1 protein-coding gene is annotated in these 1,540 nt (G+C 69.9%); it reads left to right on the forward strand.

All coding sequences use genetic code 11. From position 1 onward, the window contains the following. Positions 1-113 precede the first annotated feature (113 nt). Positions 114-1,529, forward strand: coding sequence for a S28 family serine protease (locus H5J30_RS32450; RefSeq protein WP_181791229.1), 1,416 nt, complete (start codon positions 114-116; stop codon positions 1,527-1,529). The last annotated feature ends 11 nt before the right edge of the window (positions 1,530-1,540 follow it).

The following is a 1,540-nucleotide window of genomic DNA, read 5'->3' on the forward strand; positions in this document are numbered from 1 at the left end:
TTGCCCGGCCACCGGCGTTCGGGCGGGTCGGGCCGCCGCACCGTCGACGGTCTGGTCGTACGCGGCCGGGAGGCGCTAGGTTCCCCAGGTCATCGTGAACTTGGGGAGGGAAGATGCGCAGGACGCTCGGATGGCTGCTGAGTCTGGCCGTGCTCACCGGCACGGTGGGGCTGGGCAGTTCACCGGTCGGTGCCGCCACCGCGGACGAGGCCGACATCAAGGACCGGCTCCTCTCGGTCAAGGGCATGAGCCTGATCGAGGAGAAGCCTGTCGACGGCTACCGCTACTTCGTACTGAACTACACCCAGCCGGTCGACCACCGGAAGCCGCACGGCCGGACCTTCCAGCAGCGGATCACCGTGCTGCACAAGGACACCGACCGGCCCACGGTCTTCTCCACCGGCGGCTACAACGTCTCCACCACGCCGTCGCGCAGCGAGCCCACGCAGATCGTGGACGGCAACCAGGTGTCCATGGAGTACCGCTTCTTCACCCCCTCCCGGCCCGATCCCGCGGACTGGAAGAAGCTCGACATCTGGCAGGCCGCCAGCGACCAGCACCGCATCTTCCGGGCGCTGAACGACATCTACGACGAGAACTGGCTGGCCACCGGCGGCAGCAAGGGCGGCATGACCGCCACGTACTACGAGCGCTTCTACCCGCGCGACATGGACGGCGTCGTCGCCTACGTCGCGCCGAACGACGTCGTGAACAAGGAGGACGCGGCCTACGACCGGTTCTTCGAGCGGGTCGGCACCGCGGAGTGCCGCGAGGCGCTCGACGCGGTGCAGCGCGAGGCGCTGGTGCGGCGGGACGCGCTGTCGGAGAAGTACGCGGCGTGGGCGTCCGGCGCGGACGCGACCTTCACCACGATCGGCAGCCTGGACAAGGCGTTCGAGGCGACCGTGCTCGACCTCGTGTGGGGCTTCTGGCAGTACAGCTCGGCCGCCGACTGCGCCGACGTGCCGGACGCCGCCACCGTCTCCGACCAGGAGCTGTACGACTACGTCGACGCCATCGCCGGCTGGTCCTTCTACACCGACCAGGGGCTCGCGCCGTACACGCCGTACTACTACCAGGCCGGCACCGAGCTGGGCGCGCCCACCATCCAGCTGCCCCACCTGAAGGACCTGAGCCGCTACGGCTACCAGCCGCCGCGGAACTTCGTGCCGCGCGACATCGACATGCGCTTCAAGCCCTGGGTCATGAACGACGTCGACGACTGGGTGCGCAAGAACGCGCACCGGATGCTCTACGTCTACGGCGAGAACGACCCGTGGGGCGCCGAGCCGTTCCGCCTCGGCAAGGGTGCGCGCGACTCGTACGTCTACACCGCGCCCGGCGCGAACCACGGCGCGCGCGTCAGCCAGCTCCCCGAGGCCGAGCGCGCCCACGCCACCGAGCGGATCCTCGACTGGGCCGGTGTGGAGGCCGAGGCCGCCACGAAGGCCAGGCCGCTGGCGGCGTACGACAGCGGGCTGGACAAGGTGACGAAGAAGGAGCTGCGGGAGCAGTCGCTCCGGCCGTGAGCCGGGACCGC

This window comes from Streptomyces phytophilus (genome assembly GCF_013870535.1).
Taxonomy (GTDB): Bacteria; Actinomycetota; Actinomycetes; order Streptomycetales; family Streptomycetaceae; genus Streptomyces; species Streptomyces phytophilus.